This window comes from Klebsiella sp. GW_Kp182, assembly GCF_040062275.1.
GTDB classification, from domain to species: Bacteria; Pseudomonadota; Gammaproteobacteria; order Enterobacterales; family Enterobacteriaceae; genus Klebsiella; species Klebsiella michiganensis.
The window spans coordinates 97,202-115,201 of the sequence record NZ_JBEAFQ010000003.1 but is presented as its reverse complement, the minus strand read 5'-3'; the positions used below and the strand labels follow the sequence as shown (position 1 = coordinate 115,201).

At 58.1% G+C, this 18,000-nt stretch carries 13 protein-coding genes; 4 read left to right on the top strand and 9 right to left on the bottom strand.

Going from position 1 to position 18,000, the window contains the following annotated elements; genetic code table 11:
- Positions 1 to 5 precede the first annotated feature (5 nt).
- Complete coding sequence (gene yfaU, locus ABLU88_RS04935) at positions 6 to 809, top strand: 2-keto-3-deoxy-L-rhamnonate aldolase (protein WP_014839099.1); 804 nt, start codon at positions 6 to 8, stop codon at positions 807 to 809.
- A gap of 22 nt (positions 810 to 831) precedes the next feature.
- Here the strand turns inward: yfaU and glpC are convergent, their stop codons facing one another.
- Genes glpC through glpA form a run of 3 tightly spaced genes read right to left on the bottom strand, consistent with a single transcriptional unit; the run spans position 832 to position 4,878 of the window.
- The gene (gene glpC, locus ABLU88_RS04930; RefSeq protein WP_014230225.1) at positions 832 to 2,010 is read right to left on the bottom strand and encodes an anaerobic glycerol-3-phosphate dehydrogenase subunit GlpC; all 1,179 of its coding nucleotides are present in this window, start codon (positions 2,008 to 2,010) and stop codon (positions 832 to 834) included.
- Positions 2,007 to 3,266 (bottom strand): glycerol-3-phosphate dehydrogenase subunit GlpB, encoded by a 1,260-nt coding sequence (glpB, locus tag ABLU88_RS04925; RefSeq protein ID WP_038424727.1) that lies wholly within the window; start codon positions 3,264 to 3,266, stop codon positions 2,007 to 2,009. The genes glpC and glpB overlap by 4 nt, the downstream gene beginning before the upstream one ends.
- A complete protein-coding gene (gene glpA / locus ABLU88_RS04920; RefSeq protein ID WP_265810430.1) occupies positions 3,256 to 4,878 on the bottom strand; it encodes an anaerobic glycerol-3-phosphate dehydrogenase subunit A in 1,623 nt (540 codons plus the stop codon). The genes glpB and glpA overlap by 11 nt, the downstream gene beginning before the upstream one ends.
- 271 nt (positions 4,879 to 5,149) lie before the next feature.
- Here glpA and glpT point away from each other — a divergent pair, with 271 nt between their 5' ends.
- Both glpT and glpQ read left to right on the top strand, forming a co-directional pair.
- Positions 5,150 to 6,496 carry a glycerol-3-phosphate transporter gene (gene glpT, locus ABLU88_RS04915; RefSeq protein ID WP_004852762.1) on the top strand — a complete coding sequence of 449 codons (1,347 nt, stop codon included), beginning with the start codon at positions 5,150 to 5,152 and terminating at the stop codon, positions 6,494 to 6,496.
- 9 nt (positions 6,497 to 6,505) lie between these two features.
- Positions 6,506 to 7,573, top strand: coding sequence for a glycerophosphodiester phosphodiesterase (glpQ, locus tag ABLU88_RS04910; protein ID WP_064374516.1), 1,068 nt, complete (start codon positions 6,506 to 6,508; stop codon positions 7,571 to 7,573).
- 31 nt (positions 7,574 to 7,604) lie between these two features.
- Here the strand turns inward: glpQ and ABLU88_RS04905 are convergent, their stop codons facing one another.
- The 6 genes from ABLU88_RS04905 to ubiG all read right to left on the bottom strand — a co-directional run bounded on the left by ABLU88_RS04905 (position 7,605) and on the right by ubiG (position 15,162).
- A complete protein-coding gene (locus ABLU88_RS04905; protein ID WP_348836192.1) occupies positions 7,605 to 8,534 on the bottom strand; it encodes a LysR substrate-binding domain-containing protein in 930 nt (309 codons plus the stop codon).
- Positions 8,535 to 8,578: 44 nt separating this feature from the next.
- A complete protein-coding gene (locus ABLU88_RS04900) occupies positions 8,579 to 10,123 on the bottom strand; it encodes a GMC family oxidoreductase N-terminal domain-containing protein (RefSeq protein WP_025106704.1) in 1,545 nt (514 codons plus the stop codon).
- A gap of 192 nt (positions 10,124 to 10,315) precedes the next feature.
- The gene (yfaE, locus tag ABLU88_RS04895; RefSeq protein WP_004104002.1) at positions 10,316 to 10,570 is read right to left on the bottom strand and encodes a class I ribonucleotide reductase maintenance protein YfaE; all 255 of its coding nucleotides are present in this window, start codon (positions 10,568 to 10,570) and stop codon (positions 10,316 to 10,318) included.
- Positions 10,570 to 11,700, bottom strand: coding sequence for a class Ia ribonucleoside-diphosphate reductase subunit beta (nrdB, locus tag ABLU88_RS04890; RefSeq protein ID WP_004852757.1), 1,131 nt, complete (start codon positions 11,698 to 11,700; stop codon positions 10,570 to 10,572). Before nrdB ends, yfaE begins: the two co-directional genes overlap by 1 nt.
- Positions 11,701 to 11,803: 103 nt before the next feature.
- Positions 11,804 to 14,089, bottom strand: coding sequence for a class 1a ribonucleoside-diphosphate reductase subunit alpha (gene nrdA / locus ABLU88_RS04885; protein ID WP_004852755.1), 2,286 nt, complete (start codon positions 14,087 to 14,089; stop codon positions 11,804 to 11,806).
- A 344-nt stretch (positions 14,090 to 14,433) separates the two neighbouring features.
- On the bottom strand, positions 14,434 to 15,162 hold the full coding sequence (gene ubiG, locus ABLU88_RS04880) for a bifunctional 2-polyprenyl-6-hydroxyphenol methylase/3-demethylubiquinol 3-O-methyltransferase UbiG (RefSeq protein ID WP_014230217.1): 729 nt from the start codon (positions 15,160 to 15,162) through the stop codon (positions 14,434 to 14,436).
- 185 nt (positions 15,163 to 15,347) lie between these two features.
- Here ubiG and gyrA point away from each other — a divergent pair, with 185 nt between their 5' ends.
- The gene (gene gyrA, locus ABLU88_RS04875; protein WP_004852752.1) at positions 15,348 to 17,981 is read left to right on the top strand and encodes a DNA topoisomerase (ATP-hydrolyzing) subunit A; all 2,634 of its coding nucleotides are present in this window, start codon (positions 15,348 to 15,350) and stop codon (positions 17,979 to 17,981) included.
- Positions 17,982 to 18,000 lie beyond the last annotated feature (19 nt).

The window sequence follows — 18,000 nt, the reverse complement described above, 5'->3', positions numbered from 1 at the left end:
GAACTATGAACGCAATTTTATCGAACCCATTTAAAGCGGGATTATTACAAGGGGAAGCGCAAATTGGCCTGTGGCTGAGCTCGACCTCTTCTTATATGGCTGAGATTGCCGCCACCTCGGGTTACGACTGGCTGCTGATTGACGGCGAACATGCGCCCAATACCATCCAGGATCTTTATCATCAGCTGCAGGCCATTGCGCCCTACGCCAGCCAGCCGGTCATTCGCCCGGTAGAGGGCAATCGCAGCCTGATTAAACAGGTGCTGGATATCGGCGCCAGAACGCTGCTGATTCCCATGGTCGATACCGCCGAACAGGCGCGGGAGATTGTCTCGGCTACCCGCTACCCGCCGCTGGGTACCCGCGGGGTGGGGGCCGGAGTGGCCCGCGCCGCGCGCTGGGGACGGGTCGAAAACTATATGGCGCAGGCCAACGATGAGCTGTGCCTGTTGATTCAGGTAGAGAGTAAAACGGCTCTCGATAATCTGGATGCGATCCTTGAAGTGGAGGGCATTGACGGCGTGTTTATCGGCCCGGCGGACCTGTCAGCCTCGCTGGGCTACCCGGATAACGCCGGTCATCCTGAAGTGCAGCGGGTTATTGAACAGAGCATCCGCCGCATTCGTGCGGCGGGTAAGGCGGCCGGATTCCTTGCCGTCGATCCGGAGATGGCGCACAAAGCGCTGGCGTGGGGGGCGAATTTTGTTGCCGTTGGCGTCGATACCAACCTTTACACCAGCGCGCTGGATAAACGGCTGGCGATGTTCAAACCGGTAGCCGAACAGGCGGAGGGAAAGGGGAGCTACTAGCCCCCCGGTGCAGGCGCTGGCGTCAGGCCAGCGCCTGTGCCAGCAGGGTGATGGGATGTTCGCAGCGTTTGCTGGTGGACATCTCTATCTGCCATTTGCAGGTTTCACAGTCGGTCACCACCAGATCCGCGCCGCTCTCCTCAATTTGCCGGAACAGCGGCGCGCCCATCGCCTGCGATGAGTCGTAGTTCTCCGCCTTGAAGCCGTATGTGCCGGCAATACCGCAGCATTGCGAGTCGAGTACCTCCAGCTGCAAGCCGGGGATCAGCCGCAATAGCTCAAGGGTATACAGCGACCAGCCCATTTTTTCCATATGGCAGGGCGTGTGATAGACCACCTTCAGCGGCAGCGTTTTTAGCTTCAGAGGCCGCCCATTATCCAGCTGGCGCCAGAGCCAGCGGGTCGCCAGCTCAATCCGGTCGCGGATATCGTGATTATCGATATCAAGGAGATGCGGATATTCATCGCGCAGCGTAAAGGTGCAGGTCGATGAAGTCGCAATAATGGGCAGACTATTTTCCCGCATCGCGATGACGTTGCTCAGCGCCTGCTTGCGCGCTTTCGCAAAAAAACCGTTGGCAATCAGCGGTACGCCGCAGCATTTCTCTTTGCTCAATAACTGCACCCCGATGCCCATGGCGTTGAACACGCGGATAAGATCTTTGCCCAGCTGCGGATTGTTGTAGTTCACATAGCAGCCGTGAAAAAACGCCACCTGCTCGGCGTACTGCCCCTGCCGGGCGGCCAGCTGACGATACGCGCGGCGAAAGGTACCAAAGCCATATTTCGGCAGCGTGCGGCGGTGATCGATTTTAAGCGCGGCATCAAGGATTTGGCGTACCGGCCTCAGCCCGGTGGCGGCGTTGACCAGCGGGGCAAACGGCGTGGAGAGGGTGCCCATCAGGTCGGTATGGCTGAGGATCGCATCGCGCAGCGTGGGCTTTTGCCGACCGTGCTCCATGCGTGCTCGCTGGATAATATCGCCAATTTTGACGTCCGAAGGGCAGGCAACTTCGCAGCGTTTACAGTTGATGCAGTATTTCAATGCCTCGTCGTAGAGCGCGCCGTCTTTCAGGCGTAGGCGTTCGCCGTCCGGCCCGGCCTGTTTTGGCCCCGGATAGCGCGGATTAACCCGGCTGACCGGGCAGGCGGTGGTGCAAACGGTGCATTTTATACAGTGTTCAAAGCGCGTGTCGTTCATGATTCACCTCCGGCAAGCTCGCCGATTAACCCAGCGGCATGCAGCGCGGTCACCGCGCAAACGCCGCCGCCGCATCCCAGCGCGATGGCGTCAAAACCACCGAGGATCGCGCCTACGGCGAACAGATTTTCCAGCGTCTGCCCCTGAAGCTGCGGGCGCAGATCCGCATCGGTTTTCAGGCCGAAACGCTGCCAGGGCTGAGAGGCAAAAAAGTCCTGCTGATACCAGCGCTCGCGCGGCAGCGTCTGCTGCAGGTCAAGGCCGAGGATCGGCTCGCGCACGCCGCTGCGCTCGGCGACCAGCCCGTTGCTGAAAAAGCTGCCGCTGGCCAGCACCGCGAAGCGCGGGCGCAGCGGGATATCGCCGTGATTGCGCGTCCAGATCGCGTTAACGCTACCGTTGCGGTGGCTGATATCGATGACTTCATCCCCGGTCAGCCAGGTCCCGCCGCTGCGGATAAATTGCCGCTGCAGCTGGGCGTGCAGGCGCATCCCCGGCACCGACGGCGGCAGCGTAGGCAGCAGGCGCAGCGGGCAGGGCAGGCGCTGCTGCAGCCACTGGTACAGGCGATCGTTGGCGAGGCCAAAGCAGGCGGGCATAATCAGTAAATTATGCCGCTGCGCCAGCGGGCGCAGCGCCGCCAGCAGGGCCGGCCAGTGCGCTTCATCGTCCAGCCGGCGGGCAATATTGGCGGCACGAAATTCGGATGGGCTATCGCGCAGCACATCGAGGAGAGGTAAATCTATCTCATGGGCTTCGGCGGTCACGCCGTGCTGGTTCAGAGAGGCGGCGGCAAGATGCGGCTGGAAGTCGCCGAATCCGCTGATGCCGACCACGCCGACGCCGCTGGCGGGCAGCGGCGCGGTGGCGATTTCCTGCGGAGATAGCCAGGCCGCGCGTAAGGTTCCCAGCGGCGTCACGCGCAGATGCGGCTGGCTGGCGTCGCCCTGCATGGCGATACCGCAGTCGGCAAACAGCGCCTGACTCTGGCGGGCGTAATCCATCACCCGTTCGGCGCCGAGCCTGGCATAGGGATGTTCGGGAAGCTGGCGGGCCAGCTGGCCGATGCCGTGAGCGACATCGGTGACGGTGTCGCCATTCGGCAGCGTGGTAAGCAAATCCAGCGAGGCGGAAGAGAAGTGCAGGGCGCTTTGGCCGCGGCTGATAATCACGCTGCGCAGGCCGCGCTGGTTGAGCGCCAGCCCGCAGAGCAGTCCGGCGAGGCCGCCGCCGATGATGGCGCAATCAAACTTCATCCTGATGCTCCTTTTGTAATCCGCACAGGCCGAGATAGACCCAGCGGGTGAACTCGCTTTCGCGCAGCGCGTCCCCCCAGGCCACCGGCTGGACGCCTTTCCAGCGTTCGTTCAAAAATTGAGACAGCTGGGTAAGGGATCGAGCGGAAGTGGTGACGTTAAAACGCGCGAGCAGCCCGGCGGCGCGGCAGGCGCACAGTTCGCCCTGACAGGTTCCCATGCCGACGCGGGTGCGGCGGCGCAGGTCGAGCAGGTTTTTCACCGCCAGGTTTTCGACCGCGTACTGAACCTCGCCGGCGGTCACCGCCTCGCATTCGCAGACCAGGCTGCGGTGCTGGCGGCTATCGCCAAGCCAGGCCGGGGTGCGATCGCCGTGGCGATAGATGGCCGACCCGCGCAGCGACGCAGGTAAAGAGATGATTTTGCGTAGCGTGGCTTCCGCCGGCTCCTGCGAGCCCGGCAGCGGCGTATCGGCGGTCGTACAGGGGACGGTATTTCCGAGCTTGCTGCAGAGCGCATCCGTGGCCCACTCCGCCATCAGACGATAGGTCATCAGCTTACCGCCGGTGATGGTGATAAAGCCTTCCAGGCCGTCGCGCCGGGCGTGGTCGAGCAGCACAATACCGCGACTGACGCTGCGCCCGCTGGGATCGTCATCGCTGGCGACCAGCGGACGTATGCCGGAGTAGGCGCGCAGTACCCGCGTCCGCCCCATGATCGGCGCCAGCTTTTCCCCTTCGCGCAGCAGCGTTTCGACCTCCTCGGCCGTTACCCGGTTGTCGTCAATTTCGTCATAGGGAATATGCATCGAAGTAGTGCCAATCAGCGAAATAGTATCGCCGGGCACCAGGATATCGGCGTCAGCCGGTTTGCGGCAGCGGTTGATAACCTGACGGTTAATGCGGTGGTCGAGGATTAACAGCGATCCTTTTGCCGGAAACATCGAGATGCGCAGGTCGGCATACTCTGCGATGCGCTGCCCCCAGATCCCGGCGGCGTTGACCACCACCTGCGCGCGCAGCGTGCGCGATTCACGGAGCTGATGGTTGTAGATCGTGACGCCATGGACGCGATCGCCCTGACGCAGCAGGCCGGTGACTTCGCAGCCGGTGAGGATAGCGGCGCCATGTTCGCGGGCATCGAGCATATTTGCGGCGGTGAGGCGGAAAGGATCGACGGTGCCGTCGGGGACCTGCACCGCGCCGAGCAGCGCCGGGTTAACCGCAGGCTCAATGCGCAGCGCCTCGGCGGGCGTCAGAGGCTGGGCCTCAATACCCGCCTGCTGGCAGGCGGTGATAAAGGTGTGCTGATACGCCGGATCGTCTTCCGGCAAGGTAATAAACAGGCCGCTGGTGGGCTCAATGCAGTGCCGGGCGATGCGGCGTAAGATGCGGTTTTCGCTGATACACTCCCGCGCCGATTCGCTATCGGTTACCGCATAGCGCGCGCCGCTGTGCAGCAGGCCGTGGTTACGGCCGGTCGCCCCGGTGGCGATATCGTAGCGCTCAACCAGCGCCGCCTTCAGCCCGCGCAGCGCGCAGTCGCGCGCGATCCCGGCGCCGGTGGCGCCGCCGCCAATAATAATGACGTCATATTCACGACTATCGGCCATCTCCCTGTCCTCTGTGTTCGTTTTACATCATTTAGCCATATCGACCGCGTTTAATGTTTGATTTCGAGCATATTTGCGCGTAATTCGAGCGTTTGTTGTGACTTTATGCGCATATTGGAAAGTTCTGTCATATTTCTGTAACAAAGTGTGCGACATTTCACAGTATTAGATTTACGCTTTGCCTACTATCGCGACCAAATCAGAAGTCAGTGAATAAATTACGTTTTTTTGCGACGACGTCAGAAGAACAGCAATGGCCACGGAGGCTGATATGTTAAGTATATTTAAACCCGCAGCGCATAAAGCGCGTTTGCCAACGGCGGAAATCGATCCGCTATATCGTCGATTACGCTGGCAGATCTTTATCGGTATCTTCTTCGGATATGCCGCTTACTATTTGGTTCGTAAGAACTTTGCTTTGGCGATGCCCTATCTTATCGAGCAGGGGTTCTCCCGCGGCGATCTCGGCTTTGCGCTTTCCGGTATCTCTATCGCCTACGGATTTTCGAAATTCATCATGGGCTCGGTTTCTGACCGTTCGAATCCGCGCATTTTTTTACCGGCAGGCCTGATCCTTGCCGCGCTGGTGATGCTGGTGATGGGCTTCGTCCCCTGGGCGACCTCCAGCATTATGGTGATGTTCGTCCTGCTGTTCCTGTGCGGCTGGTTCCAGGGAATGGGCTGGCCGCCGTGCGGACGTACGATGGTGCACTGGTGGTCGCAGAAAGAGCGCGGCGGTATTGTTTCGGTATGGAACTGCGCGCACAACGTCGGCGGCGGGATCCCGCCGCTGCTGTTTCTGCTGGGTATGGCGTGGTTTAACGACTGGCACGCGGCGCTGTATATGCCGGCTTTCGGCGCGATCCTGCTGGCGATTTTCGCCTTCGCGATGATGCGCGATACTCCGCAGTCCTGCGGCCTGCCGCCGATCGAAGAGTACAAAAACGATTATCCTGACGACTACAGCGAGAAGCACGAAGAAGAGCTGACCGCAAAGCAGATCTTTATGCAGTACATCCTGCCGAACAAGCTGCTGTGGTACATCGCCGTCGCCAACGTGTTTGTTTATCTGCTGCGCTACGGCATTCTTGACTGGTCGCCGACCTACCTGAAAGAGGTTAAGCACTTCGCGCTGGATAAATCGTCCTGGGCCTACTTTCTTTATGAATACGCGGGGATCCCGGGCACCCTGCTGTGCGGCTGGATGTCGGATAAAGTGTTTAAAGGCAACCGCGGCGCGACCGGCGTCTTCTTTATGACCCTGGTCACCATCGCCACCGTCGTCTACTGGCTGAACCCGCCGGGTAACCCGGGCGTGGATATGGCCTGTATGATCATCATCGGCTTCCTGATTTACGGTCCGGTGATGCTGATTGGCCTGCATGCGCTGGAGCTGGCGCCGAAAAAAGCCGCCGGCACCGCCGCGGGCTTCACCGGCCTGTTTGGCTATCTCGGCGGCTCCGTGGCCGCGAGCGCCATCGTTGGCTATACCGTCGATTTCTTCGGCTGGGACGGCGGCTTTATGGTGATGATCGGCGGCAGCGTGCTGGCGGTTCTGCTGCTGATTATCGTGATGCTGGGTGAACGACGCCATCACCAACAGATGAAACAAGCTTAAGGAGCGGCGATGAAAAGCACATTAACCACCCTGATGAGCGGAATGCTGCTGGCCGCGACGGCGCTCTCTTTCAGCGCCGTCGCGGGGGATAAAATCGTTATCGCCCACCGCGGCGCCAGCGGCTATCTGCCGGAACATACCCTGCCGGCGAAAGCGATGGCCTACGCGCAGGGGGCGGACTACCTCGAGCAAGACCTGGTGATGACGAAAGACGACCGGCTGGTGGTGCTGCATGACCACTATCTGGATCGGGTGACCGACGTGGCCCAGCGCTTCCCGCAGCGGGCGCGTCAAGATGGCCGCTTCTACGCCATCGACTTTACCCTCGCCGAGATAAAGTCGCTGAAGTTTACCGAAGGGTTTGAGCCGAAAGATGGCAAGAACGTGCAAACTTATCCGGGCCGTTTCCCGATGGGTAAATCTGATTTCCGTATTCATACCTTTGAAGAGGAGATTGAGTTTGTGCAGGGGCTGAACCATTCGACCGGCAAAAACATCGGCATCTATCCGGAGATCAAAGCGCCGTGGTTCCACCATCAGGAAGGCAAGGATATTGCCGCCAGCACGCTGAACGTGCTGAAGAAATATGGCTATACCGGCAAGCAGGATAAGGTTTATCTGCAGTGCTTTGACGCCAACGAGCTCAAGCGCATCAAGCAGGAGCTGGAGCCGAAAATGGGGATGGATCTCAATCTGGTGCAGCTTATCGCCTATACCGACTGGAATGAGACCCAGCAGAGGCAGGCCGACGGCAAGTGGGTGAACTACAGCTATGACTGGATGTTCAAACCGGGGGCGATGGCGCAGATCGCGCAGTATGCTGACGGCATTGGCCCGGACTACCATATGCTGGTGGCGGAAGGCTCGACGCCGGGTCACGTGAAGCTGACGGCGATGGTGAAAGAAGCCCATGCCAGCGGCATGCAGGTACATCCGTATACGGTCCGCGCGGATCAGCTGCCTGCGTATGCAGCGGACGTGAATCAGCTTTACGACGTTCTGTATAACCAGGCGGACGTGGACGGGTTGTTTACGGATTTCCCGGATAAGGCGGTGAAGTTCCTCAATAAAAACTAAGCCATTAATCAGGGGCGCTTGCGCCCCTGATTCAGAGGGGCAGCAGCCCGGCCAGTCGTAACTGTTTTTCCCACTCTGGCTCTGGCCCCAGCTTTTCCGCTACCTCGTTGACCAGCGCCTGAATCACTGGCGAAGCGCGACGCGTCTGGCGATACAGCGCCACAATGTTGCCACCCTCCGGCTGCCAGTCGGGTAAAACAATTTTTAGCTCTCCCCGCATTATCGCTTCAGCGCCTAAAAATAGCGGCATGACCACAATCCCAAGCCCCATTCTGGCGGCCTCCAGCAGGCTGAAGGCGTTATCCGAACGCAGACGATTTTTGACCCGCCAGGTCTGACGCTGCCCGTTATGCAGCAACTGCCAGCAGCCGCCCGGCGCGCGATGGGTATATAGCAGCCCGTCGTGCTGCTCCAGTTCAACAGGATGCAAAGGAGTGCCCCGTTGCGACAGATAGTTCGGGCTGGCGCAGAGCCAGGTCAGGTTGCGCGCCAGCGTTCGGGCGATGAGCGTTGAGTCCGGGACGAGACCGAGGCGGATGGCGATATCAAAGTCGGGCTGGTGCATATTGATCTGCCGATCCTCCGTCGCGATATCGAGAGACAACCCCGGATGGTCGCGGATAAAACCGGCCAGAATCGTCGATAAATGAGTGGTCATAAACGTATGCGAGGTGGCAATCCGCAGCCCGCCCCGAAGCTCGCTGCGTGACGGGGCCACCGCCTCTTCTGCCAGCGTGACTTCGTCAAGCAGCCGCACGCACTCCTGATAAAATAGCAGGCCCGCCTCCGTGAGGCTAAGCCGTGGCCCGCGCTCCAGTAAGCTGGCGCCAAGCCGTTTCTCCAGCATCTTGACGCGCTGGCTGACTACCGATTTTGATGTCCCCAATTTTGCCGCCGCGCCGACAAAGCTCAGAGACTCAACAACCGAAACAAACGTGCTCATCTCCACGAACTTGTTCACACAGGCGCTCCTTTTTCGGGTCTTGCGGTTGACTATGCCTCGTTCTATGCGCCAGAAAAACGGCTGGCGAGATATTCTGCCGCCATGATCGCATCCGGATTGGTCGCCTGAGAGGGAACGTCCGGGAACAGCGAGGCATCGACGACAAACAGCCCGGCAATACCGAAAACTTTCCCGCAGGCGTCCACGACGGCGATGGGATCGCTTTCGTTCCCCATCGGCGCGGTCGCGCTGAGGTGCAGGTTACTTTTCACCGTCTTACGCTGTTCTTCTGCTATCTGCTGGTCAGTTTCTGCCAGTGTACCGCCTTTTACCATCGGGACTTCGCCAATCACCAGCGCCTGTAGCGGACCTTCCTGCACCAGCGCCCGGGATAATTTCACCGCTTCGACCATTCGCGTGACGTCGCGCTCGTCGCCCAGTAAATTGAGATCGATACGGGGGCCGAGCAGCGGGTTGCGGCTCGCCAAAGTCAGACGCCCGCGGGCAAAGGGGCGCGCCACGGTGAAAAAGAGCTGGAAACCCGCACCATGTGGAAATAGTTCAGGATCTACGAAGTGGTTATTGCTGATATAGAGATCCAGTTCGTTGGCTGCCGCCAGCGAAGATTGCGTCCAGAGCGTTGTGCCTATAGGGGGATAACTGGCATGCTCAGCGGACGTTGCCAGCATGATCCCGTTCACGGGTTGTTCCTGCAAGTTGCGCCCAACGGGGAGATCCTGTTTCACCGTGATCTCGAGATGGCGTAAATCGTCCGCAGGGCCAATGCCGGAGCGCAACAGAATCGCTGGCGTACCGGCCGCGCCGGCGCACAGGAATACGTTGTCGGTAGCGATCTGTGTTCCGTCCGCCAGCTGTACGCCGTTCACGCGCGAACCTTCAATCAACGCTTTATCCACGACCGTCATGCCGACAATCGACAGATTCTTGCGCGCGCGAACGTCTGCCGTCAGGTAGACCATGGCGGTATTTTGCCGGATGCCGTTGACAACATTGACCGGGTAGACCGCGACGCCGTGCTGCTGCGCGCCGTTGATATCGTCAACGGCGGCGAAGCCGTGAGCGCGGCAAGCATGATAAAACGCCTGGCTTGCCGGGCTGAGCGTTTCCAGCGCCGGTAACCGCACCGGAACCGGGCCGTGGCGACCATGCCAGCGATCGTCGCCATAGTCGGCGTTTTCAAGTCGTTTGAACCAGGGTAAGACCTTATCGAACGACCAGTCGCTCAGGCCGCGCTTGACCCAACGGTCAAAATCAGATTTGGGGGCGCGAACAAACGCGCCGGCATTGATCGTTGACCCGCCGCCAAGTACTTTTGCCCGCAGGTGACCGGCCGTGTGATCGGTTCCCGTTGCTACCCCGCGCTCCCAGACGTAATCGCCGCCACCAACAGAGTGGCTTTGCGCCAGCTCGTCCGGCCAGGCATCAGGGGCAAAAACGGGGCCGCCTTCCAGCAGCGCTACCTGGCAATCGGGGTTCTCGCTCAGACGTGCGGCGAGTACTGCACCCGCAGAACCCCCGCCGACCACGATGACGTCGTATGCTTTTTTCAGTCCGTTGGCGCAGTTTTCCTGTTTGACGGAAGCCATTTTTTCTCTCCTCATGAATGTCGTGACGCAGAGCATCAGTCAGCGTTGCTGCGACCATTGCTGATGGCCTTATCCGGTGGCTTATACAGGTAGAGTAGGCGGAGTGGGGGGAGGTGAACAGGGAAAGGAAGACGAACCCAGGGTTCGTAAAAAACGAACCCTGTAAAGAATGGGAATGCGTTTCAGACTGGCTTACATCTCAATTTCGATATCGCCTTTTGCCCGGCAGCAGCAGGGCAGAATCTCTCCCGGCTGGACAAACGCCAGCGGTTCGGTGAGCCAGTCAACCTGGCCCGAAACCAGCCGTAGACGGCAGGAACCGCAGTAGCCTTCGCGGCACTGATACTCCACGTCGATATTGTGCGATTCCAGAGCCGCCAGCAGGGAGGGATGTTCATCCTGACACTCAAGGCGAGTGTCAGAAATCTTCAAAAAAATGCGTTTCATCAGAGCTGGAAGTTGCTCAGATCGTCGGCGTCGACTTCGGAATCGATCTGTCCGACGAGGTAAGAACTGACTTCCACTTCCTGCGGCGCGACCTGCACGTTATCGGACACCAGCCAGGTGTTGATCCACGGGATCGGGTTGGAGCGGGTCTGGAACGGCAGATCGAGACCTACCGCCTGCATGCGGATGTTGGTAATGTACTCAACGTACTGGCAGAGAATATCTTTGTTCAGGCCGATCATCGAACCGTCGCGGAACAGATAATCCGCCCACTCTTTTTCCTGCTGCGCCGCCTGCACGAACAGGTCGTAGCACGCCTGTTTGCACTCTTCGGCGATTGAAGCCATCTCCGGATCGTCGACGCCGGAACGCAGCAGGTTCAGCATGTGCTGAGTGCCGGTCAGGTGCAGCGCTTCGTCGCGAGCGATCAGACGGATAATCTTGGCGTTACCTTCCATCAGCTTGCGCTCGGCAAAGGCGAAAGAGCAGGCGAAGCTGACGTAAAAACGGATGGCTTCCAGCGCGTTCACGCTCATCAGGCACAGGTAGAGTTTCTTTTTCAGCTCGCGCAGGTTCACGGTAATGGTTTTACCGTTCACGCTGTGGGTGCCTTCGCCCAGCAGATGCCAGTAGCTGGTCAGCTCAATCAATTCATCGTAATAGCTGGAAATGCCTTCCGCGCGTTTCTGAATCTGCTCGTTGGTGACGATATCGTCAAACACCATCGCCGGATCGTTAACGATATTGCGGATGATATGGGTGTAGGAGCGCGAATGGATGGTCTCCGAGAACGCCCAGGTTTCCACCCAGGTTTCCAGCTCCGGAATTGAAATCAGCGGCAGCAGGGCGACGTTCGGGCTGCGGCCCTGGATGGAGTCCAGCAGCGTCTGATATTTCAGGTTGCTGATAAAAATGTGTTTTTCGTGTTCCGGCAGCGCCTGATAGTCGATACGGTCGCGGGAAACGTCAACTTCTTCCGGACGCCAGAAGAAGGAGAGCTGTTTTTCAATCAGCTTTTCGAAGATGTCATATTTTTGCTGATCGTAGCGGGCGACGTTCACCGGCTGACCGAAGAACATCGGCTCTTTGAGCTGGTCATTTTTCGTCTGTGAAAAGGTGGTGTATGCCATGAGTGGGGATCCTGTCCTGGAATTATACGCCGGGCGGCGCTTCGCTAGCCCGACCTACATTAGACCGTAGGCCCGGCAGGCAACGCGCCGCCGGGCAATATTATCAAATCTTACATGCGCCGCTTTCGCAGCCGTCGTCCTGGATGGACGGCGCCAGGTCATCCTGGGCATCTTCCGCGCCATCGCGCGTGTTGTGATAGTACAGCGTTTTAACGCCGAACTTATAGGCATTGAGCAAGTCTTTCAGCAGCTGCTGCATCGGCACTTTGCCAGACGGGAAGCGCGTCGGATCGTAGTTGGTGTTAGCGGAAATCGACTGGTCGATAAACTTCTGCATAATACCGACCAACTGCAAGTAACCGTCGTTGTTCGGCATTTCCCACAGCAGCTCGTAGCCGTTCTGCAGTTTTTCGTAATCCGGCACCACCTGGCGCAGGATACCGTCTTTTGACGCTTTGATGCTGACGTGACCGCGCGGCGGCTCAATGCCGTTGGTGGCGTTGGAGATCTGCGAAGAGGTCTCGGACGGCATCAGCGCGGAGAGCGTGGAGTTACGCAGACCGTGCGTTTTGATCGACTCGCGAAGCTGCTCCCAGTCGTAATGCAGGGATTCGCTGACGATAGCGTCCAGGTCTTTTTTGTAGGTATCGATCGGCAGAATGCCTTTCGCATAGGTGGTTTCGTTAAACCACGGGCACGCGCCTTGCTCGATAGCCAGCTCATTAGAGGCTTTCAGCAGGTAGTACTGAATCGCTTCGAACGTTTTATGCGTCAGGTTGTTAGCGCTGCCGTCAGAGTAGCGTTTACCGTGCTTCGCCAGATAGTAGGCAAAGTTAATCACCCCAATACCCAGCGTACGACGGCCCATCGCGCCGCGTTTGGCCGCCGGGATCGGGTAGTCCTGGTAATCCAGCAGGGCATCCAGCGCGCGAACGGCCAGCACCGCCAGCTCTTCCAGCTCATCAAGGCTATCGATAACGCCGAGGTTGAAAGCGGACAGGGTACACAGCGCAATTTCACCGTTTTCGTCGTTTACATCTTCCAGCGGCTTGGTCGGCAGGGCGATTTCCAGGCACAGGTTGGACTGGCGCACCGGCGCGACAACCGGGTCAAACGGGCTGTGGGTGTTGCAGTGGTCCACGTTCTGGATGTAGATACGGCCGGTGGAGGCGCGCTCCTGCATCATCAGCGAGAACAGTTCTACCGCTTTAATGCGCTGCTTGCGGATGCTGTCGTCCTGCTCGTATTGGGTGTACAGGCGCTCAAACTCGTCCTGGTCGGCGAAGAACGCATCGTACAGGCCCGGGACGTCGGACGGGCTGAACAGGGTGATATCGCCGCCTTTCAGCAGACGGGTGTACATCAGCTTGTTGATCTGTACGCCGTAGTCCATGTGACGAACGCGGTTGGCGTCGGTACCGCGGTTGTTTTTCAGCACCAGCAGGCTTTCGACTTCCAGATGCCACATCGGGTAGAAGAGGGTCGCCGCACCGCCGCGGACGCCGCCCTGGGAGCAGGATTTCACCGCCGTCTGGAAGTGCTTATAGAACGGGATACAGCCGGTATGGAAAGCTTCACCGCCGCGAATCGGGCTACCCAGCGCGCGGATGCGGCCGGCGTTGATGCCGATACCGGCGCGCTGAGAGACGTATTTCACAATCGCGCTGGAGGTGGCGTTAATAGAGTCCAGGCTGTCGCCGCACTCGATCAGCACGCAGGAGCTGAACTGACGGGTCGGGGTACGCACGCCGGACATAATCGGCGTCGGCAGCGAGATTTTGAACGTCGACACCGCGTCATAGAAACGCTTGATGTAGTCCAGACGCGTCTCGCGCGGGTAGTTGGAGAACAGGCAGGCGGCAACCAGAATGTACAGGAACTGGGCGCTTTCATAGATCTCACCGGTGACGCGGTTCTGCACCAGATATTTGCCTTCGAGCTGCTTAACCGCAGCGTAGGAGAAGGTCATATCGCGATCGTGCTCGATGAACGAGTCCATCTGCTTGAACTCTTCTTCCGTGTAGTCTTCCAGCAGATGAGTATCGTATTTGCCGTTTTTCACCATTTTCGACACGTGGTCGAACAGCGCTGGCGGCTCAAACTGGCCGTAGGCTTTTTTACGCAGGTGGAAAATCGCCAGACGGGCGGCGAGATACTGGTAATCCGGCGCCTCGCGGGAGATAAGGTCCGCGGCGGCTTTGATAATGGTTTCGTGAATGTCGGCGGTTTTGATGCCGTCATAGAACTGAATGTGGGAACGCAGTTCTACCTGGGAGATGGATACGTTATTCAGCCCTTCTGCCGCCCAATCCAGCACGCGGTGGATTTTATCGAGATTGATGCGCTCGGTGCTACCGTCACGCTTTGTCACCAGCAGACTCTGATTCATGTGGATTATACCTGTCCGTGAAAGAAAATATCCCCCACTTATCCACAGAACGCCGTTGTGACTAACTCTGTGGATAAATACTATATGTAGGGGGTGGTCGATAAAAGAAACGCTATATGGTGAGTATTCTAGTAAGGATTCTTTTGAGTACAAGAGTTGATTTTGACGTTAAATTGAGGTTGCGGAAGGGTAATAATAGCCAAGTCCACGCCACATAAGGCCTGGAGAAGATGTCAATAAATCAGAAAAAAAAATGAAAATTTGATCGAGTGCTGATTTCTTCATCGGAAGAAAAAATCACGCGGCTTGATGCCGCGCAATCATCATAGGAAATACAGCTGACGTTATGCTTTTTTCGCCGTTGTATGCAACATATAGTTAACATCCACCCCTGGCGCCAGCTTGAAGGTATTGGTCAACGGATTGTAATGAAGACCGGTAATATGCTGCTCTTTCAGAATTGTCTCATCTACCCAGCCGATCAGCTCCGCGGGCTTGATGAATTTCTTCACGTCGTGGGTTCCCTTCGGCACCATTTTCATGATGTATTCGGCGCCGACGACCGCCATCAGCCACGCTTTACCGTTGCGGTTAATGGTTGAGAAGAACACCTGACCGCCAGGTTTGACCAGCCGCGCGCAGGCGTGGACGACCGACTGCGGATCCGGGACGTGCTCCAGCATCTCCATGCAGGTAACGACGTCGTACTCTCCGGCATGCTTCGCCGCGTGCTCTTCAACGGTTTCCTGGACATATTCGACCTGAATCCCGCTCTCCAGGGCGTGCAGTTTCGCCACCTGTAGCGGTTCGAAGCCCATATCCAGACCGGTCACCGCTGCACCTTCCCGGGCCATGCTTTCCGCCAGGATGCCGCCGCCGCAGCCGACATCAAGTACTTTTTTGCCAAACAGGCCGCCGGAGCGCTCCGCGATATAGCCGAGGCGTAGAGGATTGATGCGATGTAACGGCTTGAATTCGCCCTCTAAATCCCACCAGCGCGAGGCGACGGCTTCAAATTTAGCGATTTCATTATGATCAACATTGTGGGCCACCGACGGTTTTTCGGCATTCATGGGCGCTTTTACTCCTGTTCAGTTCAGACCCGCGAGTATATCAGGCCTCAGGGATGAATAAACCGTCTATCCCTGTCGCCTTTCGCCGCGCGAAAATCATTGGGTATAGGTTTACCCGTATCACCGCGGCTGTGTTATAATTTGCGACCTTTGAATCCGGGATACAGTAGAGGGATAGCGGTTAGATGAGCGACCTTGCGAGAGAAATTACACCGGTCAACATTGAGGAAGAGCTGAAGAGCTCCTATCTGGATTATGCGATGTCGGTCATTGTTGGCCGTGCGCTGCCGGATGTCCGAGATGGCCTGAAGCCGGTACACCGTCGCGTACTATACGCCATGAACGTATTGGGCAATGACTGGAACAAAGCCTATAAAAAATCTGCCCGTGTCGTTGGTGACGTAATCGGTAAATACCACCCTCATGGTGATACTGCCGTGTACGACACCATTGTACGTATGGCGCAGCCATTCTCCCTGCGCTATATGCTGGTAGATGGCCAGGGTAACTTTGGTTCGGTCGACGGCGACTCCGCCGCAGCGATGCGTTATACGGAAATCCGTATGTCGAAGATCGCCCATGAGCTGATGGCCGACCTCGAAAAAGAGACGGTGGATTTCGTCGATAACTATGACGGCACGGAAAAGATCCCTGACGTTATGCCGACCAAAATCCCGAACCTGTTAGTCAACGGTTCGTCAGGTATCGCGGTAGGTATGGCGACGAATATTCCGCCGCACAACCTCACCGAAGTGATCAACGGCTGTCTGGCCTACGTTGAAAATGAAGACATCAGCATTGAAGGGCTGATGGAACACATCCCAGGTCCGGACTTCCCGACCGCCGCGATCATCAACGGTCGCCGCGGCATTGAAGAGGCCTATCGTACCGGTCGCGGTAAAGTGTACATTCGCGCCCGCGCGGAAGTGGAAGCTGACGCGAAAACCGGCCGCGAAACCATCATCGTGCATGAAATTCCGTATCAGGTGAACAAAGCGCGCCTGATTGAGAAAATCGCCGAGCTGGTCAAAGACAAACGCGTCGAAGGCATCAGCGCGCTGCGCGACGAGTCCGATAAAGACGGTATGCGCATCGTGATTGAAGTGAAGCGCGATGCGGTGGGTGAGGTGGTGCTGAACAACCTCTATTCGCAGACCCAGCTCCAGGTCTCCTTCGGTATCAACATGGTTGCCCTGCACCATGGTCAGCCGAAGATCATGAACCTGAAAGAAATTATTGCCGCGTTCGTGCGCCATCGCCGCGAAGTGGTGACCCGTCGTACGATTTTTGAACTGCGTAAAGCCCGCGATCGCGCGCACATCCTCGAAGCGCTGGCGATTGCCCTGGCCAACATCGATCCGATTATCGAACTGATTCGCCGCGCGCCGACCCCGGCGGAAGCGAAGGCCGCCTTAATCGCCCGTTCATGGGATCTGGGCAACGTTTCCGCGATGCTGGAACGCGCAGGCGATGACGCCGCCCGTCCGGAATGGCTGGAGCCCGAGTTCGGCGTACGCGACGGCCAGTACTACCTGACCGAACAGCAGGCGCAGGCGATTCTGGATCTGCGTTTGCAGAAGCTGACCGGCCTTGAGCATGAAAAACTGCTCGATGAATACAAAGAGCTGCTGGAACAGATCGCGGAGCTGCTGCACATTCTGGGCAGCGCCGATCGCCTGATGGAAGTTATCCGCGAAGAGCTGGAGCTGGTCCGTGAACAGTTCGGCGACGCGCGTCGTACCGAGATCACCGCGAACAGCGCGGATATCAACATTGAAGACCTGATCAACCAGGAAGATGTTGTCGTGACCCTTTCGCATCAGGGCTACGTGAAGTATCAGCCGTTGACCGACTACGAAGCCCAGCGTCGTGGCGGTAAAGGTAAATCTGCGGCGCGTATCAAAGAAGAAGACTTTATCGACCGCCTGCTGGTGGCCAACACCCACGATACGATCCTCTGCTTCTCCAGCCGCGGTCGTCTCTACTGGATGAAGGTTTATCAGCTGCCGGAAGCGAGCCGCGGCGCGCGCGGTCGTCCGATCGTCAACCTGCTGCCGCTGGAAGCCAACGAGCGTATTACCGCGATCCTGCCGGTCCGCGAATACGAAGAGGGCGTGAACGTCTTTATGGCGACCGCCAGCGGTACCGTGAAGAAAACGGCGCTGACTGAATTCAGCCGTCCGCGTTCCGCCGGTATTATCGCGGTTAACCTCAACGAAGGCGACGAGCTGATTGGCGTCGATCTGACCTCCGGTCAGGACGAAGTCATGCTGTTCTCCGCCGCCGGTAAAGTGGTGCGCTTTAAAGAGGACGCCGTCCGCGCGATGGGCCGTACCGCCACAGGCGTGCGCGGCATCAAGCTGGCCGGCGAGGACAAAGTGGTTTCTCTGATCGTTCCGCGCGGTGAAGGCGCCATCCTGACCGTCACGCAGAATGGCTACGGTAAACGTACCGCAGCTGAAGAGTATCCCACTAAGTCGCGTGCGACCCAGGGCGTTATCTCAATCAAAGTGACCGAACGCAACGGTTCCGTTGTGGGCGCGGTGCAGGTTGATGACTGCGACCAGATTATGATGATCACCGACGCGGGCACGCTGGTACGAACCCGCGTATCTGAAGTGAGCATTGTCGGTCGTAACACTCAGGGCGTGATCCTGATTCGTACTGCGGAAGATGAAAACGTGGTCGGCCTGCAGCGCGTGGCTGAGCCGGTTGATGACGAAGAGCTGGATGCCATCGACGGCAGCGCGGCGGAAGGCGACGAAGATATCGCGCCGGAAGCGGATACTGACGATGACATCGCCGAAGACGAAGAGTAATTCTCTGCGGTAATTGTCT